Origin of the sequence: Chitinophaga sp. 180180018-3 (assembly GCF_037893185.1) — a bacterium.
GTDB lineage: Bacteria > Bacteroidota > Bacteroidia > Chitinophagales > Chitinophagaceae > Chitinophaga.
In genome coordinates, this window is the sequence record NZ_CP140772.1 from 6304979 (window position 1) to 6324155 (window position 19177).

Annotated in this window: 12 protein-coding genes and 1 tRNA gene; 1 reads left to right on the forward strand and 12 read right to left on the reverse strand. The window is 45.6% G+C overall.

The features are described from left to right. The first annotated feature begins 37 nt into the window (after nt 1–37). Nucleotides 38–2014, forward strand: coding sequence for a tetratricopeptide repeat-containing sensor histidine kinase (locus tag UNH61_RS24605; RefSeq protein WP_326994675.1), 1977 nt, complete (start codon nt 38–40; stop codon nt 2012–2014). Between the two features lie 112 nt (nt 2015–2126). Here UNH61_RS24605 and UNH61_RS24610 read toward each other — a convergent pair. From UNH61_RS24610 to rplA, 12 genes are all read right to left on the reverse strand, one after another. Next, a tRNA-Gln gene (locus tag UNH61_RS24610) sits at nt 2127–2197 on the reverse strand. 105 nt (nt 2198–2302) lie between these two features. After that, complete coding sequence (locus UNH61_RS24615) at nt 2303–3343, reverse strand: glycosyltransferase family 9 protein (protein ID WP_326994676.1); 1041 nt, start codon at nt 3341–3343, stop codon at nt 2303–2305. 12 nt (nt 3344–3355) lie between these two features. Next, nucleotides 3356–3961 (reverse strand): DUF4254 domain-containing protein, encoded by a 606-nt coding sequence (locus UNH61_RS24620; RefSeq protein ID WP_326994677.1) that lies wholly within the window; start codon nt 3959–3961, stop codon nt 3356–3358. 677 nt (nt 3962–4638) lie between these two features. Next, complete coding sequence (locus tag UNH61_RS24625; RefSeq protein ID WP_326994678.1) at nt 4639–6069, reverse strand: amino acid permease; 1431 nt, start codon at nt 6067–6069, stop codon at nt 4639–4641. 78 nt (nt 6070–6147) lie between these two features. After that, nucleotides 6148–6762 carry an OmpH family outer membrane protein gene (locus tag UNH61_RS24630; RefSeq protein ID WP_326994679.1) on the reverse strand — a complete coding sequence of 205 codons (615 nt, stop codon included), beginning with the start codon at nt 6760–6762 and terminating at the stop codon, nt 6148–6150. A 105-nt stretch (nt 6763–6867) separates the two neighbouring features. Continuing rightward, the gene (locus tag UNH61_RS24635; protein ID WP_326994680.1) at nt 6868–7905 is read right to left on the reverse strand and encodes a glycerophosphodiester phosphodiesterase family protein; all 1038 of its coding nucleotides are present in this window, start codon (nt 7903–7905) and stop codon (nt 6868–6870) included. 142 nt (nt 7906–8047) lie between these two features. After that, nucleotides 8048–8824 carry a DUF4397 domain-containing protein gene (locus tag UNH61_RS24640; RefSeq protein WP_326994681.1) on the reverse strand — a complete coding sequence of 259 codons (777 nt, stop codon included), beginning with the start codon at nt 8822–8824 and terminating at the stop codon, nt 8048–8050. Between the two features lie 98 nt (nt 8825–8922). Then, a complete protein-coding gene (rpoC, locus tag UNH61_RS24645) occupies nt 8923–13218 on the reverse strand; it encodes a DNA-directed RNA polymerase subunit beta' (protein ID WP_326994682.1) in 4296 nt (1431 codons plus the stop codon). Nucleotides 13219–13343: 125 nt separating this feature from the next. Continuing rightward, the gene (gene rpoB / locus UNH61_RS24650; RefSeq protein WP_326994683.1) at nt 13344–17153 is read right to left on the reverse strand and encodes a DNA-directed RNA polymerase subunit beta; all 3810 of its coding nucleotides are present in this window, start codon (nt 17151–17153) and stop codon (nt 13344–13346) included. A 222-nt stretch (nt 17154–17375) separates the two neighbouring features. Then, nucleotides 17376–17750 carry a 50S ribosomal protein L7/L12 gene (gene rplL, locus UNH61_RS24655; protein ID WP_326994684.1) on the reverse strand — a complete coding sequence of 125 codons (375 nt, stop codon included), beginning with the start codon at nt 17748–17750 and terminating at the stop codon, nt 17376–17378. A gap of 115 nt (nt 17751–17865) precedes the next feature. Continuing rightward, nucleotides 17866–18393 (reverse strand): 50S ribosomal protein L10, encoded by a 528-nt coding sequence (gene rplJ / locus UNH61_RS24660; protein WP_326994685.1) that lies wholly within the window; start codon nt 18391–18393, stop codon nt 17866–17868. Nucleotides 18394–18451: 58 nt separating this feature from the next. Then, nucleotides 18452–19141 carry a 50S ribosomal protein L1 gene (gene rplA, locus UNH61_RS24665; RefSeq protein ID WP_326994686.1) on the reverse strand — a complete coding sequence of 230 codons (690 nt, stop codon included), beginning with the start codon at nt 19139–19141 and terminating at the stop codon, nt 18452–18454. Nucleotides 19142–19177: the final 36 nt, after the last annotated feature.

The following is a 19177-nucleotide window of genomic DNA, read 5'->3' on the forward strand; positions in this document are numbered from 1 at the left end:
TTTACTGATAACTGCCTGTAACCAATCGCATAAACAGATGGCGGATCATTCCGCCTATTTCGACCCGGTTTTTAGTACGTCTGCCCTCTATACATCCGATCGATATGAGGAAGCCTCCCGGCACCTGGATTCGGCATACAGCGCTTTTCCTAACCCCAGCCCATTAGACCTGTCAAGAAAATATTATTTTAAACTGGATCATTACTGGTTGGGGCAACATGATCCCAGGATGGCAAGCATTTATATCGATAGTATCTTAAATATCCTCGCTGATTTTAAAAACAACCCTGCCTGTTCCAAAACATATGGTCTTGCACTACTATGCCAGGGTGATTTGTTTCGTGAACAGTTGCAGTTCAGCGAGGCGATTGACCGCTATTTTCAGGGACGGGAGTATATTCAAAGATCCGGCGACACCTGCATGTTCTATGAGTTTGATGGAAGAATTGCCATGGTGTATTATCGACAGAAAAAATACGCTGATGCAGTTACTTATTTTCGGGAAGCTTTTCTACACCTGAATACCTGTCGCCAGGACACATTCTACCGGTTTCATTATCAACAGGGGCAACTGGATAATATCGGCCTGTGTTATTACTACCTCAATCGCATCGACAGTGCTCTCTTCTATTATGATAGTGCATTGCGTTATATTCAGCTGTACGAGCCGGTTTTTAAGGGCATGCCCCGGCGGGAAAGGAATATAATGATATCTAAAGGGGTTATTTATGGTAATAAAAGCGAAGCTCTTTTGAAAACCGGAGATACATCCCAGGTAGAAAATCTGTATAAAACAAGCATTAGCATTAACCTGCAAAAAGGGAGCGAAATATCTGATGCAGAAGGTACCATCGCTAAACTAATCGACATGCTACTCAGTCAAAGGAGATATAGTGAAGCGCAGGTATGGCTCGAAAAGCTAAACTCTTCCCTTGATTCATTTCCTAATACCAGTGCCAGACTCCGGTGGTTGTTCCTTCAATCGCAGTTTTATGAGTTAAAGAATCAGTCGTTGCCAGCGCTGAGTTTTCTTCACCGCTATCTTCGGATGAAAGATTCTCTGGACAATATTAATAATCCACTTACCAGTCTGAATACCCAGCAGCAATTCAACTTCCTGGCCAAAGACTTCGAATTGAAATTATTAAAGAAACAGGATGAAGTCAAAAACGCCTATCTCATCATTTCGCTGCTATTCTCAGCACTTGCGCTGGGCATTATTCTGCAGGTATGGTATAATGCCAAAAAAGCGCACACCAATGCTAAAAAACTGCAGGTAATGAACGATACGATTTCCAGGCAAAATGAAATCCTCGAAGAGAGTCTCAGCGCCCTGGAGCAAAGCCAGCAAAACAATACGAAAATGATGAGAATTGTTGCGCACGATCTGCGTAACCCCATTGGCGCTATCATTCCCTTGTCAGAACTTTTACACGATTCCGGCGCAATCACCGATAGCGATAGTTCGGAGCTATTGACTATCATCCGGGAATCTGCCACTCATTCGTTGACGCTTATCAGCGAAATGATGAACCTCGATATCGCCAGCGATATTCGCAAAGAGCCCGTTGAATTACACACCGTTATTCAATACTGCATCGGGTTGTTGCAACAAAAAGCCCGGGAAAAAGGGCAAACGATTGTTGCTGAACTGCATCCCTCCATTGTGGACTGCGACAGGGAAAAGATGTGGCGGGTGTTCAGTAATCTTATTACCAATGCCATTAAATTCAGTCCTGCCGGGGCGGTTATCCGTGTATCCATGGAAAACAGCGGATCATTGGTGCGGATAGCTGTAAAAGACAACGGCATTGGCATTCCGGATGATATAAAAAATAATCTCTTTAGTCTTTCAGGAACCGCCAGACGCAGCGGCACCTCTGGTGAACAATCTTTCGGACTGGGTTTATTTATCTGTAAACAGATCGTAGAGGCACATGGCGGCCGGATTTGGGCGGAAAGCAGTGAAGGTAATGGCAGTACGTTCTGGATTGAATTGACGGCGATGGAATGATAAAAAAGCTATACAAGTTTTAGAAGATTAACTGTTAGCGTTTGCATTTTTTTGCCGCAAATGACAGTATATAAAAAGATAAAACCCGCTCTAAGAGCGGGTTTTATCTTTGTTGCCCAACCAGGATTCGAACCTAGACAAACAGAACCAAAATCTGTCGTACTACCATTATACTATTGGGCAATACCCCTTGTTGTTTGGGATGGCAAAAGTATAACTTTTTTTATTTCTGCAAAAAAAACTTGCAATATTTTTAAAATATTCTTCTAAACCCGCTACCACAAACACTTACAACAGAATTCTATTAACTTTTTCGCTTATTTGTTCTGGTTTTATCCACTCCATACAAGCATGATCTCCTCTGAAACAGGGCTTATTCCCAAATACAGAACAGGGCCTGCAGGTAAGCGTATCTATCTGCACTGCATTATCAGCCGATTGTCCATAGCCCATAAAACCAGCGAAAGGATGGGTAGCGCCCCATACAGATACCACCGGCACCCCAAATAACGATGCCAGGTGCATATTGGCCGAATCCATGCTAATCATTACATCCAGCTGGCTGATAACAGCCATTTCATCTGCCAGCCTGAAACGCCCGGCCAGCATAATTGCCCGGGGATATTTCTCTGCCAGCAAACTAAGCTGTGCCACTTCTTCTTTTCCTCCGCCCATCAGCAATACCTGCACGGTCGGATCTGCCACCAATGCTGCCAATATCTGCTCCATTTTCCCGAGGGGATACATCTTCTCCCGGTAAGTAGCAAACGGCGCCATTCCTACCCATTTTTTGCCCGTTTTCAGCCCCGTCAGCGCTGTTACTGCTTCCGGCAGTAACCGAGGCCTAAAAACAGGTTCACGGCCCATTTCACAGCGGAATCCTAGCTCCCTGAAAACGGTCGCATAGCGCTCGATGGTAGTCGTAACCGGCTCAAGTACCTTATGCTCTTTCCTCGTCAGCGCTTTTTTGGCAGCACGGCCTTTATCAATCGCCACTACGGGAGTACCGCTCAACCGGAAAAAAGTACGGATAATCTGGGAGCGCAGCACATTGTGCAGATCGGCCACTGCGTGGATCCGGTGCGCCTTTTTTATCTCCCGGAACAAATGGTACAAACCCTTTACCCCCTTATGCACACCTTTCACATCGGCAGGGAAAAAAGTCAGTCGGGAAATGCCTTCACACAACGCCCCCCAGTTCCGGTTGGTGACGAAAACAATCTCCAGCTCCGGATTATCGTTCAGCACCTGTTTCATCACAGGAATGGTCATAGCCACATCTCCCATGGCCGACAACCGGGTAACCAGTATCGTTTTGGTAGTGCTCAAGAATGAAAAATTTTATTTTTCAGTTTTGTATAATACTGGGTTCAACGAAGGATCATTATACATCTTCATTTGCTTGTATACTTTCATATACTTTTTACCGGCAGCAATATCCGCCAGCAACTCTTCTATCGCTGCGCCCAGATCTTTCTGCTGCTCCAGCAGGATATCCAGCTTACGCTGACATGCTGCACGGTGCTCCGGCGTAGCATCTGAACGGGTGGCCTCCTCATGCATATGATAGATCTTCAGCGCCAGAATCGATAAACGATCGATGGCCCAGGCCGGGCTTTCCGTATTGATGCTGGCATCCGCTGCCGGCGCCACCGCCCGGTATTTTTCAAGGAAGTAGCTGTCGATATACTCTACTACATCTGTGCGCTCCTGATTGGAACGATCAATCCAGCGCTTGATTCCCAACGCTTCTACGGGATCAATCTTAGGATCACGGATGATATCTTCGAGATGCCATTGAACGGTATCTATCCAGTTTTTCAGGAACAGCAGGTGCTCAATACTGCTTTTTTCATAGGGATTGGAAATAGCCTGATGCACATTGTTATGCTCGTGATAGGCCACGATACTCTGGTTAAATATCTTATTGCACAATTGTGTAAACATGGCGCAAATATACCAGCTTTTTAGTGTTTTAGCTATCCCCGGGATATTTCATTCACGACCATCCGGGACCCCCTGAAAATCAAAAAAGCGCATGGTAGATACCATACGCTTATTGTAAAAGATTGTCATGTGAATGTTCGAGAATGCAAATCGTGAAGGCTTCTAATGGTTATCTTGGGGTTGAAATCCCTTCAAGGTTATACCACCTTAGTCCTTTTACCCTAAAATGATGCTGTAACACATCACGTGTTGGCAATAATATTTTTTATGATAAATTTTAGCTTTCTGATTTTTATTAAATGCAGTAACAATCAATCACTCTAATGGCTATACGTTTCTTGAGGGGTACTCAGTAAAGGTCCTCACTGTAATTATGGGCTACCTCAGGGTTCGCAAATTACAGGTTCGGATCACAAACGTTGAAATTTCACAAAACAAGCAACTTATTGATTTAATGTTGCTTTTATGGGATCTTCCTCGCCGATGTTGACAACTATCCTTTTGTTGAATTATTCTCAATAATACCGGGTTTTCTACATTAATCAGGGTTCATATTTCAGACATCATCCTTTCCGTGTGTCTTGATGCAAATTAAATGTGGCCACTGCTAAAGGGAATGCAGTGGCCACTAAATTTTGTACAACGTTTGTGCTAAATCCTCGTTTTTCTTGTCCGTTTTAGCTATTGGCAGCCTTCGACTGACGTGCCATTGCCAGATAATACAATGGTATCCCCAGCAATATGATTCCCAGCCCCGGTAAGGTATAACTGGTTTCAAATACCAGCAACAATGCCGCTAATGCCGATGCGACCACAATATAAATCATCGGAAATACAGGGTATCCGAATGCTTTATATGGCCTTTCCAATTCCGGCCGCTTCTTTCTTAAAATGAAAATCCCCAGTATGGTCAACACGTAAAATATCAATACGCCAAAAATTACCAGTGCCAGCAGGTCGTTGTACCTGCCTGTCAGACATAACAACGATGCCCATATACACTGAATCCATAACCCGCTCGATGGTACGCTGAAACGGTTGAGTACCCCCGCCTGCCGGAAGAACAGTTTATCCTGCGCCATCGTATAATAAATCCTGGCGCCCGACAGGATCAGCCCATTATTACAGCCAAAGGTGGAAATCATGATCATGACGGCAATAATAATAGCTCCGGAAGAACCAAAAATTTTATCGGCAGCAGCCACTCCCACCCTGTCATTGGCCGCAAATGCAATCTCATTCAGCGGCAGTACAGCCAGGTACATCAGGTTACAACTCACATAGATGATGGTAACGATGAGCGTTCCCAGAAATAGCGAACGACCTATATTTTTCGCAGGGTTCTTGATTTCTCCCGCAATAAAAGTCACATTATTCCAGGCGTCGCTGGAAAATAAGGACCCTTTCATAGATACCGCAATAGCGCCAAACAGCGCTAAACCCGACAATGCCGTAACTGGCGGTTCTGTTTTCATATTCAACGCTGTGGCCGCCCAGGCATGTTCCCAGTTAGCTGCCCATATCTCGTGCTTTGCCCCGATGAGCAGGCCGAAAATGATCAGTCCGAACAAGGATAATATCTTCGCTAATGTAAATACTGTCTGAATTATTTTACCATGTTGTACTCCCCGTGTATTGATAAACGTTAGTAGGAAGATGGATACAATCGCCACTATCTGCGCTGCGGAAATCTGTATAACATGCAAATCCAACAGGATATTTTTCTCACTGAAGCCAGGAATCAGGTAGGCAGTGAATTTGGCAAAGGCAACAGCTACTGCTGCAATGGTACCGGTTTGTATCACACCAAACTGAGTCCAGCCAAATAAAAAGGCGATAAACGGATTATAGGCTTCTCTCAAATATACATACTGACCTCCTGCTTTCGGAAACATCCCGGACAATTCACCATAACTCAAAGCTGCAATCAATGTAATGATACCTGCCAATACCCACATGGCAGTAATCCATCCCGCTCCACCCACGCTGCGGGCAATTTCTGCGGTTACAATGAAAATACCGGAGCCGATCATAGACCCCGCTACAATCATGGTTGAATCCAGTAATCCTAAAGAAGGCTTAAATGATTTAGTTTGGTTGATTTCCATATGAATATTTATAAAAAATCCCGGTTCCTCCTGGAACCGGGACTATAAGGTAGAAAAAATTTCTGATGGTTAGCGCGATTATTTGGTAGCACCTTTATCATTCATTCCTTTGATCACCTCACTGGTAATATCGTATGCAGGGTCCTTATACAGGATATTGCTGTTGGCACTGCGATAAGAGAAAATAAACCCATAACGTTTGTCGGCATTGAATGCCTTCAGGAAATCATCCAGCTTTTTCTGCAGCTCTTCGCTGAATTTAGTCTCCTGCTCAGCATACGCTGCACGCAGGTTCTGAGCTTCCTGTTCCAGCTGCTGCTGTTTAGCCATCAGACTGCGTTGTGCAGTTTCTCCCTGTTCCTGGGTAAGTGTGGATGCCTTACGCTGCAGATCCTGATATTCAGCTTGTAACGCCCGGGCCTTACCCTTCAGCTGATTATCCATTTGCTGCTGTTTTTGCTCCAGTATGCCCCTTTTTTCCTTAAAGTACTCAAAGTGCGCTTCCAGCGAATCCAGATCTACGTAAGCAATTTTGAAATTAGCCACACCTGCCTGAGCATTGCTGCTTGTTGCAGGGGCAGAAGAAGACGCTGGCGTATTGCTACCAGCTTTATTTCCCTGGCAAGACATCAATAATCCGGCTGCTGACGCCGCTAAAAAAAATTTGGTAACCGACTGTTTACAAATGCGCATGTGAATTTGCTTCTTTTAGTACATTTTTGGAAATGGAAGGGCTAAAATAATGCTTTTACCTGATTTTCAAATTGCCATCCGCTTTTTTTAGCCTGTTTTTAACGATCATTTGGTCTGCCTGACTTTCTCCAACAATATTTCCGGCTCATTGGTGGTAATATAATCCACCCCATCTTTTAACAACACATCCATTATTTCAGGAGCATCTACCGTCCAGGCATTGGTGGTAATCCCCTGTTGCCGGGATATTGCAATCAGCTGAGGTTGTTGCTTAAATACCTGCTGATGATAATCAAGCCCCCATATACCGTCCGCCTTCAATTGTTCCGGTGTTTTATCACCATTGAGATAGGCAATTTTGGCTGCCGGATCCAGTTCTTTCAGTTTTTTGCAAATATTATAGTCGAAGCTGATGTAAAACATCCAGGCCTGAGCCTTCTTTGCCCTGACCAATGCCATCGCTTTAGTAGCCAGCAATTGTCCTTTCCCTTTGCCGGAAGGTTTCAGCTCCAGTACCAGCCGGGTGCTGCCTTGTGTCATGATCACATCAATGTATTCCTCCAGGGAAGGCACATGATCTCCATTCTTCAATTGTACTGCCTGCAAATCCGCCATGGTGGATTCTTCTACCTTCTTCCCTCCGATTTCAGGATCATGGGAAATGACCAGCTGATTATCGGACGAAAGCCATACATCAAATTCAGAACCCTCACATCCCAGTCTGATGGCGTCTTTCAGGGAGGTGATGCTGTTCTGACTACCTTCATGATGCTTCCACGCACCACGATGGGCGATCACCTTATTCTTAATAAACTGGTCCTTTACCAGCAGGAAATCCGCAGTATCACTGCCGGCTGCAATGCTTACCGGAAACGTTGTTTTCCCGTCTTTCCCAACACTCGATTTCTTTTTTAATTTCAATTCACTGCCACTCACTGTAAACAAACCGGAAGCATCTTTCAGTAGTTTTGCCTCCGCAGGTTGGCCATTTTTTCCGAAAATCCTGCCAATCAGCGCATTTTTCTGGTCAACCGGCACCGTATAGGCATCCAGGTAAAGGCCTGCCGCCTCCTGTGCCTGAACCGCCGTGGCGCCCGCCAGCGCCATCCCTGCCAGTAGGAATACTTTCTTGCGTTTATTCATTTTACTAATATTTATGACTAAAAATAGGGCGTTATTTATTGCTTTTCCAACCATTGGTGGAAAAGTAAGCTACAGCAAAAGAGGGCTGATCTCCCTCTGAATCCTTTTTTAGCGAGCAAAAAAGGAAAAAACAATCGATTTGTTAGTTGTGTGTTACCGTGATTGTATTGAACCTGGCCGGATCTAAAGGATAACCAGTGGTAATAAGCGTATATACCTTTCCTTCCTGGGTTCTCACACCTGCAGCAGGAAAAGGAAATGCCTTCAGTACGGTTGGGTTTGCGTTAGTACGGAGATCTATCGGATTTACCATCATTTGATAAGCGCTGTCTTTATACAGGGGAATAAAATCTGTTAAAGAGGGATAGTACAGCGAACTGAAAAATCTGGGAAATGTATCTCCGGAAAGCGGGTTGTTAGGATCTGTTACAGCCGGATTTTTTAAATTTACATTCGACCTTATATCCATCCCAAACGGCGCCCGGTTTGGCTGGAAAGCCTGACTGGAATTAAGCACCCTGAATTTAGCGGTGCCCGGTCCGAGAGAGGTCAGGTTATCTTCGGTAACTAACACAATATAATTCTGCAGGGCACTATCTGCACTGAGATAAGCAGAGTAATAGCGGTTATTACGCAAAAATACCTGTTTGGTGAAATAAACTGTTTGGGGATCCCCTGGTTTTCTAATTATCAGATTATATTTCTGCGCCCGGTAAGATTTATACCCGACTATATCTCCATATTTCACACTGCTGGCAAAATTGATCGTATCCAGCAGGATATCAAACTGCAGATTTCCTGGTGCAGCATTAACAAACATAAAATTACCATGTGTATCCGGTACTGCGCTGTCGCTGTTCTTTTTGCACGCGCCCAGCACTATCATCAGTAAAAGCACAGGAATGATCAGCTGTTTCATGAAATCCGTTTCGTTTAAGGAGAGTCAAATGTAGTGAAATTCAGGGCAAAAAAAACGGCCTGCCGGATGGCAGGCCGCTTCTTATATCAGTAACTTCTCTATTCTTCTTCGTCGAACTGGAATACTTCCTTAGAAGATGCCAGGATATCGTATTCTTCTTTAGAACCTACGATCATGTTTTCGAACTCACGTAAACCAGTACCAGCCGGGATCAGGTGACCTGTGATCACATTCTCCTTCAGACCCATCATATCATCGGTTTTACCGTTGATAGCAGCCTGAGACAGTACCTTGGTGGTTTCCTGGAAGGAAGCTGCAGAGATCCAGCTACGGGTTCCGAGAGATGCCTTGGTGATACCCTGCAGGAGCGGGCTGGATGTAGCCGGCTGCGCATCGCGGAATTCCACCAGTTTCTTATCGGTACGACGCAGCAGAGAGTTTTCTTCACGCACCTGACGCAGTGTCACGATCTGACCAGCTTTCAGGTTAGCAGATTCTCCTGCCTCTGTTACTACCTTCTTGTCGAAGATCATATCGTTTTCTTCGAAGAAATCGAACCTGTCTTCAGTATCCCCTTCGAGGAAGCGGGTATCTCCCGGATCTTCGATGTTCACTTTGCGCATCATCTGGCGAACGATCACTTCGATGTGTTTATCGTTGATCTTCACACCCTGCAGGCGGTATACTTCCTGGATTTCATTTACCAGGTATTCCTGTACGGCAAACGGTCCTTTGATAGACAGGATATCGGCAGGAGTAGTAGAACCGTCAGACAGCGGAGTACCAGCTTTCACGAAGTCACCATCCTGTACCAGGATATGACGTGTCAGCGGCACCAGGTATTTTTTCACCTGGCTTTCGCGGCTTTCGATGATGATTTCACGGTTACCACGTTTGATATTACCGAATGCTACCACACCATCAATTTCAGAAACGATAGCAGGGTTGCTCGGATTACGTGCTTCAAAGAGCTCGGTTACACGTGGCAGACCACCCGTAATGTCTCGCAGTTTACCGATAACACGCGGGATCTTAACGATTACCTGTCCGGCCCTTACCTTGTCTCCTTCAGAGATCACGATATGAGAACCAACTGGCAGGTTATAAGATTTCACCTCTTTGTTACCTTCTACGTAAATAGACGGGATCTTGTTCTTATCTTTTGTTTCAATAACCACTTTTTCGCGGTGACCAGTTTGTTCGTCAGCCTCTTCGCGGTAGGTAATACCTTCCACGATACTGTCGAAACGGATGCTACCAGTAATTTCAGACACGATAACGGCGTTGAACGGATCCCATGTACAGATCATTTCACCTTTCGTTACTTTCTGTCCGTCTTTCACCAGCAGGGTAGAACCGTAAGGAATGTTGTTGGTTACCAGCAGACGATCATTTTTCACGTCCATGATACGCAACTCACCGGTACGGCCGATAACCACCTGTACTTTCTCACCTTCGTTGTTTTCGTAGGTAGTTGTACGCAGACCATCGAACTGGATAGTACCATCAAATTTAGCAGCCAGGCCGGATTCAACGGAAGTAGAACCGGCAACACCACCCACGTGGAATGTACGCAGTGTCAGCTGTGTACCAGGCTCACCGATCGACTGTGCAGCGATGATACCAACCGCATCACCTTTCTGTGCAGTGTAACCGCTAGCAAGGTTCTTACCGTAGCATTTCACGCACACACCACGACGGCTTTCGCAAGTCAGTACGGAGCGGATTTCTACAGTTTCGATAGCACTTGCCTCTATTTTATGAGCAATATCTTCAGAGATTTCTTCACCGGCAGCTACCACCAGCTCATCTGAATGCGGATCAAATACATCATGCAGGGAAGTACGTCCGAGGATACGATCGTACAGGGTTTCGATCACCTCTTCGTTATCTTTCAGCGCAGAGATAGCAATACCACGAAGTGTACCGCAATCTTCTTCGTTGATCACCACATCCTGTGCAACGTCCACCAGACGACGGGTCAGATAACCCGCATCCGCTGTTTTCAACGCTGTATCCGCAAGACCTTTACGGGCACCGTGCGTAGAAATGAAGTATTCCAATACGTTCAGACCATCCTTAAAGTTGGACAATACCGGGTTTTCAATGATCTCAGAACCGGTAGAACCACTCTTACGCGGCTTAGCCATCAGACCTCTGATACCAGCCAGCTGTTTAATCTGTTGTTTGGAACCACGGGCACCGGAATCCAGCATCATGTATACAGAGTTGAAACCCTGTTTATCAGCCGCCAGTTCACGGATCAGGGTTTCAGTCACCTTCGTATCCACACGTGACCAGATATCGATGATCTGGTTGTAACGTTCGTTGTTGGTGATCAGACCCATGTTATAGTTATCCCAAACTTCATCTACCTCAGAAGCAGCAGCGTCAATCATATCCTGCTTAACTTCCGGAATGATCAGGTCATTGATGTTAAATGACAGACCACCACGGAACGCCATGCGGAAACCTAATTGCTTGATATCATCAAGGAATTTGGCAGTTTTAGGAATATCTGTGTATTTGATAATGTCGCCGATGATTTCACGCAGCGATTTTTTAGTCAGCAGGGCATTTACATAACCGGCTTCCTTAGGCACAAACTGGTTGAACAGCACACGGCCCACAGTAGTTTCTATCAGTTTCTTTTCCAGCTCACCGTTGGCATTTCTCACAGTAGTTTTTACACGGATGTGAGCATGCAGGTCGATGCGGTCTTCATTCAACGCGATGATTACTTCTTCTGCAGAGTAGAACGCTTTGCCCTCTCCTCTTACAACTACATCGCCCTGAGTTTTCTTACCCTTAGTGATGTAGTACAGACCGAGCACCATGTCCTGTGAAGGCAGGGTGATAGGCGTACCATTCTGAGGGTTGAGGATGTTGTGGGAAGACAACATCAGCAGCTGGGCTTCCAGAATAGCAGCATTGCTCAGTGGAACGTGAACCGCCATCTGGTCACCATCGAAGTCGGCGTTGAACGCAGAACATACGAGCGGGTGCAATTGTATCGCCTTACCTTCCACCAGTTTTGGCTGGAAAGCCTGGATAGACAAACGGTGCAGGGTCGGAGCACGGTTTAACATTACCGGGTGACCTTTCAGTACGTTCTCCAGGATATCCCAAACCACGGCTTCTTTACGATCTACCAGCTTTTTAGCTGATTTCACGGTTTTAACGATACCTCTTTCTATGAGTTTACGGATAATGAACGGTTTGAACAGTTCGGCTGCCATATCCTTAGGCAGGCCGCACTCATGCAGTTTCAGCTCAGGGCCTACCACGATTACAGAACGGCCGGAGTAATCCACACGTTTACCGAGGAGGTTCTGACGGAAACGACCTTGTTTACCTTTCAGTACATCAGACAGTGATTTCAATGCACGACCACCTTCCGCTTTTACCGCATTGGATTTACGGGAGTTGTCGAACAATGAATCCACCGCTTCCTGCAGCATACGTTTTTCGTTACGCAGGATCACCTCAGGTGCTTTAATTTCGATCAGACGTTTCAGACGGTTGTTACGAATGATCACCCTGCGGTAAAGGTCGTTCAGGTCGGAAGACGCAAAACGGCCACCATCCAAAGGAACCAGCGGACGCAGTTCAGGAGGTACCACAGGAATATATTGCATCACCATCCATTCAGGACGGTTTTCAACGCGACCGTTAGCTTCACGGAAAGCTTCCACAACGCTCAGACGTTTCAGCGCCTCAGCTTTACGCTGTTGGGAAGTTTCAGTAGCAGCCTGGTTACGCAGCTGGTAAGAAAGGCCGTCCAGATCAATACGGGCCAGCATCATTTCTACCGCTTCTGCACCCATCCGGGCAATAAACTTGTTAGGATCTTCATCCGGTAACAGCTGATTGTCTTTCGGAAGGGTATCCAGGATATCCAGGTATTCTTCTTCAGTGAGCAGGTCACCGTAGTTCATGCCTTTTTCCTGTTTCATACCTGCCTGAATCACCACATACCTTTCATAGTAAATGATGGTTTCCAGTTTCTTGGAAGACATACCAAGCAGATAACCGATCTTGTTAGGCAGAGATTTGAAATACCATATATGAACAACAGGCACTACCAGACGGATATGGCCCATTCTTTCGCGACGCACTTTCTTTTCCGTTACTTCAACACCACAGCGGTCGCACACAATACCCTTATAACGGATACGTTTATATTTTCCGCAATAGCATTCGTAATCCTTTACAGGTCCGAATATTCTTTCGCAGAATAAACCATCACGCTCCGGTTTGTAAGTACGGTAGTTGATGGTTTCAGGTTTCAGCACTTCACCGTAAGAACGCTCCAGAATTACATCCGGAGAAGCCAAACTGATGGTAATGCTGTTAAAATTTGATTTAGGACGATTTTCTTTTTTGATAGCCATCTGTAATTAGCTTTTAGCTGTTAGCCGTTAGCTGTTAGCCATTGGCAAATTTGTTTACCCAGAATAAGATTTGCTACCGGCTTCTTCCGCTGTCAAACAGCAGAGGAAACCGGTAGCTGAAGGCTTTAGTCAAACTTCAGGTCCAGACCCAGACCACGCAATTCATGGATCAATACGTTGAAGGATTCAGGCACACCAGCTTTAGGTATGTTGTCACCTTTCACGATCGATTCATATGCTTTGGCTCGCCCTACGATATCATCAGATTTGATTGTAAGCAGTTCCTGCAGAATGTTGGATGCACCGTAAGCTTCGAGTGCCCATACCTCCATCTCACCGAAACGCTGACCACCGAACTGGGCTTTACCACCCAATGGCTGTTGCGTAATGAGACTGTACGGCCCGATAGAACGTGCGTGCATCTTGTCATCCACCATGTGGCTGAGTTTCAGCATATAGATAACACCTACAGTTGCTTTCTGGTGGAAGCGGTCACCCGTTTCACCATCATACAGGTAAGCGTGACCAAAGCTTGGTAAACCAGCTTCATTGATATAAGAGGCAATTTCTTCAGTAGTAGCACCATCGAAGATCGGAGTCGCAAAGCGTACGCCAAGTTTCAGACCAGCCCAACCTAATACGGTTTCGTAGATCTGTCCGAGGTTCATACGGGAAGGTACCCCGAGCGGGTTCAGTACGATATCCAGCGGCGTACCATCTTCCAGGAACGGCATGTCTTCATCACGCACGATCTTGGCAACGATACCCTTGTTACCGTGACGTCCTGCCATCTTATCACCCACTTTCAGCTTACGTTTGCTGGCCAGGTAAACCTTCGCCAGTTTCAGTACACCAGCAGGAAGCTCATCACCAATAGAGATATTGAACTTCTCACGTTTATAACGGCCCAGCTCCTCATTGTACTTGATATTGTAGTTGTGGAGCAGGGTATTGATCTGATCGTTGGTAACCTCGTCGGTAGTCCAGCCCAGCGGGTTCACATTCTGGAAATCAATGTTCGCCAGGTTTTTCTGGGAGAACTTGGAGCCTTTGGAGATCAGCACTTCACCGTAAGTGTTGGTAATGCCCTGGGATGTTTTATCCTTCAGCAGTGTCAACAGCTTGCCCATCAGCACTTCCAGCAGGTCTTCCGCATTCTTCTGGTGAATTTTCTCCAGTTTTTCGATCGCTGCTTTTTCACGGGTCTTGGAGTTCTTATCTTTCTTCGCGCGGCTGAACAGTTTCTTATCGATCACCACACCTTCTGTAGACGGGGGCGCTTTCAGAGAGGCATCTTTCGCATCGGAAGCCTTATCACCGAAGATGGCTCTGAGGAGCTTTTCTTCAGGAGAAGGATCAGATTCACCACGCGGAGTGATTTTACCGATCAGGATATCACCTTCTTTAATGTGCGCACCAACACGGATGATACCGTTCTGGTCGAGGTCTTTGGTAGCCTCTTCGCTCACGTTAGGAATATCCGGGGTCAGTTCTTCCTCACCCAGTTTAGTATCACGAACTTCCAGTTCATATTCGTCAATGTGGATGGAAGTAAAGAGGTCTTCACGTGCAACACGCTCAGAAATTACGATCGCATCCTCAAAGTTGTAACCTTTCCATGGCATGAACGCTACTTTCAGGTTGCGTCCGAGTGCCAGTTCACCACCACGTGTAGCGTAACCTTCTGTGAGGAAGTCGCCGTCTTTCACGCGCTGTCCTTTCTTCACACAGGGACGGAGGTTGATACAGGTGCTCTGGTTAGTTTTAACGAACTTGGTCAGTGTATACACCATCAGATCGTCTTCAAAGCTTACCAGCTTCTGTATTTCATCTCTTTCGTAACGTACATGGATTTCATTTGCATCTACAAATTCTATCACACCGTTACCGTTTGCAGTAATCTGCAGGCGGGAGTCGCGTGCAGCCTTGCCTTCCAGACCCGTACCCACGATAGGTACTTCAGGATTCAGCAATGGAACCGCCTGACGTTGCATGTTTGATCCCATCAGCGCACGGTTGGCATCATCATGTTCCAGGAACGGAATCAGTGATGCACTCAGACCCACGATCTGGTTAGGTGCTACGTCCATGAATTCCACTTCTTCTCTGTCGAGAATCGGGAAGTCACCGGTTTCACGGGATTTTACTTTATCATTCAGGAAGTGACCTTTTTCATCCAGCGGAGCGTTAGCCTGCGCAATCTTCACAGAATCTTCTTCTTCAGCGCTCAGGAACTCTACATTCTCCGTATCTACTTTACCGTTAGTTACCTTACGATAAGGTGTTTCGATGAAGCCCATCTCATTCACTTTCGCGTGTACGCAAAGTGTAGAGATCAGACCGATGTTTGGTCCTTCCGGTGTTTCGATTGTACACAGACGGCCATAGTGGCTGTAGTGAACGTCACGCACCTCGAAGCCTGCTCTTTCACGGCTCAGACCACCGGGTCCGAGGGCGGAAATACGGCGTTTGTGCGTGATCTCAGACAGCGGATTAGTCTGATCCAGGAACTGCGACAGCTGGGAAGTACCAAAGAAGGAGTTGATCACAGAAGAAAGTGTTCTTGCATTGATCAGGTCTACCGGGGTAAATACTTCGTTATCGCGTACGTTCATTCTTTCACGGATGGTACGAGCCATACGTGCAAGACCAACACCAAACTGAGCATATAACTGCTCACCCACGGTACGAACACGACGGTTGCTCAGGTGATCGATATCATCGATCTCAGCTTTAGCGTTGGTCAGTTGTACCAGGTACTTGATGATGGAAATAATGTCGTCCTTAGTCAGCACTTTCATGTCTAACGGAGTAGACAGACCCAATTTTCTGTTGATCTTATAACGACCTACGTCACCAAGATCGTAACGTTTATCGGAGAAGAACAGTTTATCGATGATCCCCCTCGCTGTTTCATCATCCGGCGCATCAGCACCGCGCAGCTGGCGGTAGATGTGCTGAACGGCTTCCAGCTCAGAGTTAGATGTATCCTTGTTTAATGTATTGTAGATGATGGAGAAATCACCACTTACCTCTTCCTTCTGAATGAATACGCTCTTCAGACCCATATCAACGATGGTCTCGATGTTTGCTTCATCCAGAATGCTATCACGCTCCAGCATAATTTCGTTACGCTCGATGCTCACCACTTCGCCAGTATCTTCATCCACAAAGTCTTCTACCCAGCTTCTTAAAACGCGGGCAGCCAGCTTTTTGCCGGCATATTTCTCAAGACTCTTTTTGTCTGCTTTTACTTCATCTGCCATGCCGAACAGCTGCAGAATATCCTTGTCTGTTTCATAGCCAATGGCACGCAACAATGTGGTAACCGGGAATTTCTTCTTACGGTCGATGTAAGCGTACATCACATTGTTGATGTCCGTTGCAAACTCCATCCATGCGCCCTTGAACGGGATCACCCTTGCAGAATAGATCTTCGTTCCGTTTGGATGTACAGACTGACCAAAGAAAACACCAGGAGAACGGTGCAGTTGGGATACAACTACGCGCTCAGCACCATTAATAACGAAAGTACCTCTGGGAGTCATATACGGGATGTTTCCGAGGAACACATCCTGCACTATGGTCTGGAAATCCACATGCTCCTCATCATTACAGCTGAGGCGGAGTTTCGCTTTCAACGGTACGGAATAAGTAAGCCCACGCTCAATACACTCCTCGATGGTATAACGCGGAGGATCCACGAAATAATCGAGGAACTCCAGATTAAAGATATTTCTGGTATCTGTAATCGGGAAGTTCTCTTTAAATACTTTAAAAAGGCCTTCGTTGTTTCGCTTGTCTGGTGTGGTTTCTAATTGGAAGAAATCCTTGAAAGATTGGATTTGGATAGCCAACAGATCCGGTGTCTCAGTAACTTGTTTGATCTTTCCAAAATTTACTCTTTCGTGTGTTTGGGCTTTTTTTAGAGACATATTCGAAGTTAGCAGTTATATGACTTGTAAGAATTAGGGAAATTAAGATTTCTTTGCCAATACTATCCCAATTTATTTTATGCCTTCTCCACTGGTCAAAGTCACCTGTCAGTGTTTCCCTGTTTTTGACGCTCCGAAAAAGACACTTTCCCAAAGGGAAGAAGGCCAAAAGTGCCTTTTTCGCACTTTTGACCTCTAAAAGATGTATACTTAAGCAAAGAATTACTGAATTTCAACTTCAGCACCAGCTTCAGTCAGCTTAGCCTTCAGGTCTTCAGCCTCAGCTTTGGAAACGCCTTCTTTAATAGCTTTAGGCGCACCGTCTACCAGTTCTTTGGCTTCTTTCAGACCCAGACCAGTCAGATCTTTAACGACCTTAACTACGTTCAGCTTGCTAGCGCCTGCAGATTTCAGGATAACGTTGAAAGCAGTTTTTTCTTCAACAGCAGCAGCGCCACCGTCGCCACCACCGGATACTACAACTGCAGCAGCAGCTGGTTCAATACCATATTCAGTTTTCAGTACATCAGCGAGTTCCTGTACTTCCTTAACAGTTAAACCAACTAATTGTTCAGCTAATGCTTTTACGTCTGCCATTTTATAATGTTTTAATGTAATGTTTGTAAAGTTGTTAATTATTATATTGTGACTTGGAAGCCAATTTTTAAGCCCTCAACCGGTAGCACTCAGCCCCGGTCAGAGGAGAAAGCAATTATTCTGCTGCCGGAGCTTCTACGCCAGCTTCTTCTTTCTTGCCTTTTTCCAGCAAAGCAGCGATAACGCGTTTTGCAGGAGATTGCAACAGACCAACGATTTCGCCGATGAGCTCGTTTTTGGTCTTGATGTTAGTCAGCGCAGTCAGCTGGTTATCACCTACATACAGTTCATCACCTACAAATGCAGCTTTCAGAACAGGTTTTTCCAGTTTACCGTTTGCCTTACGGAAAGAAGAGATGATCACGGCAGGCTCTTTCGGGCTGTCAGAGAACATCAGGGCTGTTACACCATGCAGGCTGTCGTAAACACCAGCATACTTTTCGCTATCCAGTGCTTCCAGCGCCTTGCGGATCAGGGTGTTCTTAGCCACCTTCATTTCCACTTGTTTGTTGAAGCAAACTTTCCTCAGGTCGTTCACCTGTGCTACCGTTAATGATTCAGTATTGGTAACATAGAAGTTGCTGTATTGAGAGAACTTACTTTTCAGCAGTTCGATCACTTCATTCTTTTGATCTTTATTCATATTAAAACGTTTGTAGCAAGCCCCATCCTCTCAGATTACGGCTACAACTCGTGATCAATTAGTTTTGAACAGATTTAGTATCGATAACAATACCAGGACTCATGGTGCTTGCCATGGACAGACCTTTCAGGTAAGTACCTTTTGCAGTAGCTGGTTTCAGCTTGATGATAGCATTGATCAGCTCCTGAGAGTTCTGCTCAATTTTATCAGATGCAAAGGATACACGACCGATAGAAGCGTGGATGATACCAGCTTTATCTACCTTGAAGGTAATTTTACCGCCCTTAACTTCGTTTACTGCAGCTGCAACATCGTTAGTAACAGTACCGGTCTTAGGGTTCGGCATCAGGTTACGAGGACCTAAGATCTTACCCAGTTTACCGATTTTCGGCATTACAGCAGGAGTAGCTACGATTACATCTACATCAGTCCAACCGCCTTCAATCTTCTGGATAAATTCATCCAGACCAACGAAGTCAGCACCTGCTTCTTTCGCAGCAGCTTCTTTATCAGGGGTGCAAAGCACTAAAACCCTTTTAGTTTTACCAGTACCGTGAGGAAGCGTTACGGAACCACGGATAGCCTGGTCTGCTTTCTTAGGATCAACGCCTAAGCGGATATGTAAATCGACAGAACTGTCGAATTTAGTACAGTTAATATCTTTAACCAAAGTAGAAGCTTCTTTCAGGCTGTACTGTTTGTTTTTGTCAACCTTCGCTTCAGCTACTTTTCTATTTTTAGTTGCCATTTTCAAAATGATTTTAAAGTTCCTGCATCAACAGGG